The 5,066-nt window shown below is 54.5% G+C and carries 2 protein-coding genes and 1 pseudogene; all 3 read right to left on the bottom strand.

Going from position 1 to position 5,066, the window contains the following annotated elements; translation table 11 throughout:
- Window positions 1-98: 98 nt before the first annotated feature.
- The gene (locus IQ273_RS30185) at window positions 99-2,888 is read right to left on the bottom strand and encodes a PAS domain S-box protein (protein WP_194026791.1); all 2,790 of its coding nucleotides are present in this window, start codon (window positions 2,886-2,888) and stop codon (window positions 99-101) included.
- Window positions 2,889-3,645: 757 nt separating this feature from the next.
- On the bottom strand, window positions 3,646-4,284 hold the full coding sequence (locus IQ273_RS30180) for a DUF305 domain-containing protein (RefSeq protein ID WP_194026790.1): 639 nt from the start codon (window positions 4,282-4,284) through the stop codon (window positions 3,646-3,648).
- A 254-nt stretch (window positions 4,285-4,538) separates the two neighbouring features.
- Window positions 4,539-5,066: pseudogene (locus IQ273_RS30175) on the bottom strand (protochlorophyllide oxidoreductase); the annotation flags it as partial.

The raw sequence follows: 5,066 nt of genomic DNA, 5'->3' as shown, positions 1-5,066 counted from the left end.
GTCTGCAATGGGAAGACAAATCGTTTTATCGCCTGCGGTTCCACGCTTCCGTCGTTGCTTGGCCATCACGTTGGCCTCCTAAGCGCTCTACCCCTATTTTACTCGACACAAACTTGGGTGGAACTAGGAATGGTCGTTAGCGCGTGGGTTGTTTTAGCGGCATCTAGCTTACCGCTCAGCAAAAGGGTAGACCAGCCGAGAATGGGATTGAGGGGCGACCTGAGTTCGTGGGAGAGCACGGCCAAAAACTCGTCTTTGATGCGATTTGCCCCCTCGGCTTCTTCCCGGGCTGATTGCTCCCGTTGCAGCAGCAGCTCGCGTTCAACTTCTGCCTGTTTGCGATCGGTAATATCCAGCAGTGTGCCAAAGAAATCAACCGTTCGGCGCAGCTCCCCGGCTCCTTCAAATTGGGCTTGCCCTTTGGCTAACACCCACCGTTCGGTGCCGTCATTCCACACAATTCGATATTCAATTTCGTAGGTTCCCGCAGATTGAGGATCGAGCGCCGCATTCACCGCCGTAGTCACTCGTTCGCGATCGCCCGGGTGTATCCGCTCTAAGACCTGCGGTAGAGGCACCATCACCGTATCCTCTGACTCTCCCCAAATTTCCCGCATCCGCTCGTCCATCTCTACGAGGCTGGTGTCTAGATGCAGCCGCCATCCGCCCAGTTTGGCCACCTGAATGGCTAGGCGTGCCCATTCCTCGCTTTCCCGCAGGTGCTGTTCTGCGCGTTTGCGTTCGTCTTCGATGCGCTTGCGTTCGCTGATGTCGTTGAAGAGAACGGCCACCTTACGCTCCTGGGGCTCACCCATGCGGAAGGCGTAGACATCGTAAAACCGCCCCAGCTCCTGGGACGTGTTTTCAACCCGCTCGGGTACCCCCGTTAGCGCAACTCTGCCGTAAAACTCAAACCAGTAGGCCTCGTGCTGCGGCGCGAATTCTCGCATGGTTTTGCCAATCACATCCACCAGCCCCGTCTGTTTCTCAAAGGCTGCATTGGCTTCTAAAAAGCGGTAGTCAAAGGCATTACCGGCGGCATCAAATAACACTTCAATAATGCAAAAGCCTTCATCAATAGAGTCGAACAGCGATCGATATTTTGCTTCTGACTCGCGCAATGCTTCTTTAATATCGACCTCATCCTGAATGTCGGTGCAGGTGCCAACCCATTGCCTGACGCTGCCATCTGTATCTTTGACGGGAACACCCCGCACCAGCTGCCAGCGCCATTCCCCGGTGCGGTGGCGAAATCGATGTTTAATGTCTACCGGCTCGCCCGATCGCAGACAGTGCTGCCAGTCCCGGACGGTGTTGGGCAGATCCTCCGGGTGGGTAATTTGTTGCCAGTTCCAGCCGTGAAGCTGCTCGGGTGCCAGCCCCACGTAGTCTGCCCATTGGTCACTCATGTAGTCCACCCGACCGTCGGGCGTTGCTGTCCAAATCAATTGGGGAACGGTAGCAGTGACGGTGCGAAACCGCTCCTCGCTTTGGCGCAGGGCCGCTTCGGTACGGGCCCGTTCCAGCCGGGGGAAGATGCGGTTGGAGATGTCCTCAATCAGCTCGATTTCATCAGCCTGCCAGTCACGGGGTTGCGAGTGATAGATGGCGATGTAATGGGTCCACTGGCCGTGGCGATGAAATGGAACGGTGACAAAGGAGTACATCTCGAGGGCCGCATAGCCAGCGGCATCGGTGCGCGGGTCGGTTTGGGTATTGCAGACTACAACGGTTTCTCCAGCGCGGCTGGCCCGTACAAACTCGCTGCTTAGGTATTGAGATGTGCAAAACGTGCCCACTGTGCTAGGCACCTCTGGACTGCTCCAGCCGTGATGGACGGTCACTCGATCCTGGGCTTCATCGACATCGGTGAAGTTGCAGGTCGTAATCTGCAAATAGGCTCCCAGCTTCGCCCCAACCGCCTGCATGATTTCGTCGGCGGTCGAAAACCGCGAGAAGTCTTCGCCAATCTCAGCGAGGAAGGCCCCATGGGCTTCGCGGCGTTTGCGTTCGGTAATGTCTAGCGCGATCGCGACCACCGACTGCGGTTGACCGCTGCGATCGCAGACCGCATACACACTGTTGTTGACCCAGACGATCGAGCCATCCTTGCGGATGTAGCGTTTCTCGATCTCAAACGGCGTGCCCTCGCTCAGCATTCGCTTAAACCGTTCGACATTGCCGGGCAGGTCTTCAGGATGGGTGATGTCCTGCATGCGCCGCTGGTACAGTTCATCGGCTGAGTAGCCGGTGATGTCACAATACTTTTGGTTAACCAGCGTCAGCCTGCCCCCGAGATCGGTACAGGCAACCCCGGTTATAGCCTGATTAACGATGGCTTGATACCGACCTTCTGACTCCCGTAATTTTTCCTCGGTTTGTTTACCGGTGTCTTGAATCTGCTTGTGTGCGGTGATATCTCGCGAGACGCACAACAGCCGTTCAACGTTGCCATCTGCGCCGCGAATGGGGCTGATTTTATTGGCCCACCACTGGGGTTTACCCTGAATCGTGGGAAAGTGGCCTTCCATGGAACATACCTCGCCTGCCGCTGCCTGGGCGATCGCATCGCTGGCGGCCTGCTGCTCGGCTTCCTGCCACAGCTCAGCCCAGGCTGTATTGAGCAAGGGCGTGATATCGTCAATGCCCAGTAGCGTCTGCCCTCCCCGATTCACGAACAGAATGCGCCCGCCTAAATCCAAGAGTTGGATGCAGTCATCGCTACTGTCCAGAATTTGCAGGGTCTGGATATCCAATACTAAATTAGACGGCTGGGCTGAGCCAGCTCCGTCTGCTGCGACCTGATTATCGGCGCTGTTGCTGACCTGAGTGTAATTGTGAGAGAAAGAAGGGCCTGGCGACATAGAGTGATGGATAGGCTTAACCACAGAATCTCCATTTCACTCTCGAAAGCCGCTTTAATGTGTATTCGACGAGCAACCTCTTATCGGCCTCGCCATCGGTTGAAGCAAGTGCTCAACCGACATGACCACCATGGGTAAAGGCGTTGCTCGCCCATGATCCCATCGATTGATGCTGGGCAATAACACCCCTATTCTTGCAGCTAACTTCGCCTGTGAAAATTTAGAATAATGGCGCACTTTTTGCACAGAATTTGATAGCGGGGAGTGGTCAGATTTTTCAGAGCTGTGGGTAGCGCTAGCTGCAAGCATGAAGGCGAATACAACGCATAGGAAAGCATTTTACCCGAACGTACTATGTGATGTGACAATCCTCATCCACCAAAAGGTATAAAGGCTTTTAACAGAAGGATTGCCGTTGCTGACCGTGCTCTCGTTCTAGCACGGTATTGAACTCTCTTTTGGAAGAAAGAGCACTGGATAGATGGATCGACGAGTTGGGTAAGCATTGGAGCTTGTGAAGAGGAGTAATAGGCTGTCAACTATTGGTTCTGTCGTATAAGCAAAGGTTATGCTATCCATCGCATCGAGAATTGTCAGCGCGACATGGTATAAGCAACGAGATATGGGTAGGGTCAGTCCAGAACACATTGAACCAATCGCCATGACGACCTGACCCTTTTTGCAGGATGCCACTGGTTCGAGATCCAGTATTGCCCCTATAAAGGTGCATCCAGAGTCACTCCCAAGCCTTCTCGGCCCAACCTTACATACAGAGACTACATTATTGCCCCCGATGCATACGGTCGGGCATGCCGCTAACGCCATACCAATCTTGTAGCCAGGCCTGCATTTGCCCAATCTCTTGCCGTTGGGTGTTAGCAATAGTTTGGGCGAAGGGTTGCACCGGCTGATGCTCCACCAGACCGTGGTTCAGCAACTGTTGTGACATCATCACGGCCCCCATATGGTGCATGACCATATCTTTTAAAAAAGCTTGGTCTAAGGCATCGCCTTCTAACTGGTTGAGGTCACGCATCATAGGGGCGTAGATCAAGTCGGTTTCTTGCCCTGCATACCACTCGCCCAGCCAGGCTTCCATTTGCTCAATTTCTGCTGATTGCACAGTGATAATGTTTTGAGCAAACTCGAGCATTTCTGGGCGATCGCTGTACTCCAGTACTCGCTCAGCGGTGGCGATTGCTTCTTGATGATGGGGAATCATCAGGCTTAAAAACTCAAATTCGTTAGTAGCCTGCATGTGGTGCATCATTCGCCCCCGATGCATTTGCCCCTGATGCATGGGTCCCCAACCCGGCTGCTGAAGGGAGGCAGAGCTAGCTAAATAGGGAACGGCGACTACACCGGCGGTGGCGAGGCTAAGACCGGCGATCGCGGCGATCGATTGGGTCGTGAGGCGCATAAACCGTATTTCACCCCTTAGCATCGATGCCTTAAGTCTAGACCCTCTAGCTGACTGAAGAGTCTAGGGTTGACCATACCCAAGTAACGATAATTTAGGCTTCTTCATACTTGTCGACAAAGGGTAAGGGCGCATGGCCATTAAGCCTTTAGCTTGGCTGTGCCTACGCCCCTACCCTTTGTCATCCTATGATTCAGCAATGCGGTTTGATTCAGCAATGCGGTTTTTAAGCTCCGACAGCTGCCGATGTGCGCTTAAACTGAACCTGCGGTAGCGGGCACATTCTGCGCCGTTTCGTTATCTAGCCCCACCAGACGAGCGCTTAGATCCCAGAGCTTGCGAGCCTTGGCATCATCCTGGGCTTCGTTTGAGACCTCCTGGGCAAAGGAGCGGCGACCGGGCTTTTGGCGGTTGCCCCAGCTCCAGTACATGCCCGACTCCTTGAGTTCGCCATCGGTGACGACATCGGCCACCCGCTCGCCTGCCAGCTTTTGGGTCACATAGCCACCGGTCACGTTCTTTTGGAACCAGGGAAAAATGGTCTGAAACGCCTTAAAGTGGTTGCGGAACAGGGGCGTATCGGCCACGCAGCCGGGGTACAGCGAGCTAAAGGTAATGCTGGTTTCGTCGTGGTAGCGGCGGTGCAGCTCGCGCATGGTGAGCACATTGCAGAGTTTGCTGTCTTTGTAGGCTTTGCCCGACTTGAATTTCTTGTTGTTGATCATCGAGATCGGGGCTTTGAACCCGGCCTCGAAGCCCTCTAGATTGCCCAGGTCGGGAGG

This window comes from Nodosilinea sp. LEGE 07298, from assembly GCF_015207265.1.
In the GTDB taxonomy this organism is placed as follows: domain Bacteria; phylum Cyanobacteriota; class Cyanobacteriia; order Phormidesmidales; family Phormidesmidaceae; genus Nodosilinea.
This window is presented reverse-complemented; position numbering and strand designations above follow the sequence as displayed.

Bases quoted from the DNA above. Each gene is read 5' to 3' on its own strand.
- IQ273_RS30180 (WP_194026790.1), bottom strand. From the start codon at position 4,284: ATGCGCCTCACGACCCAATCGATCGCCGCGATCGCCGGTCTTAGCCTC.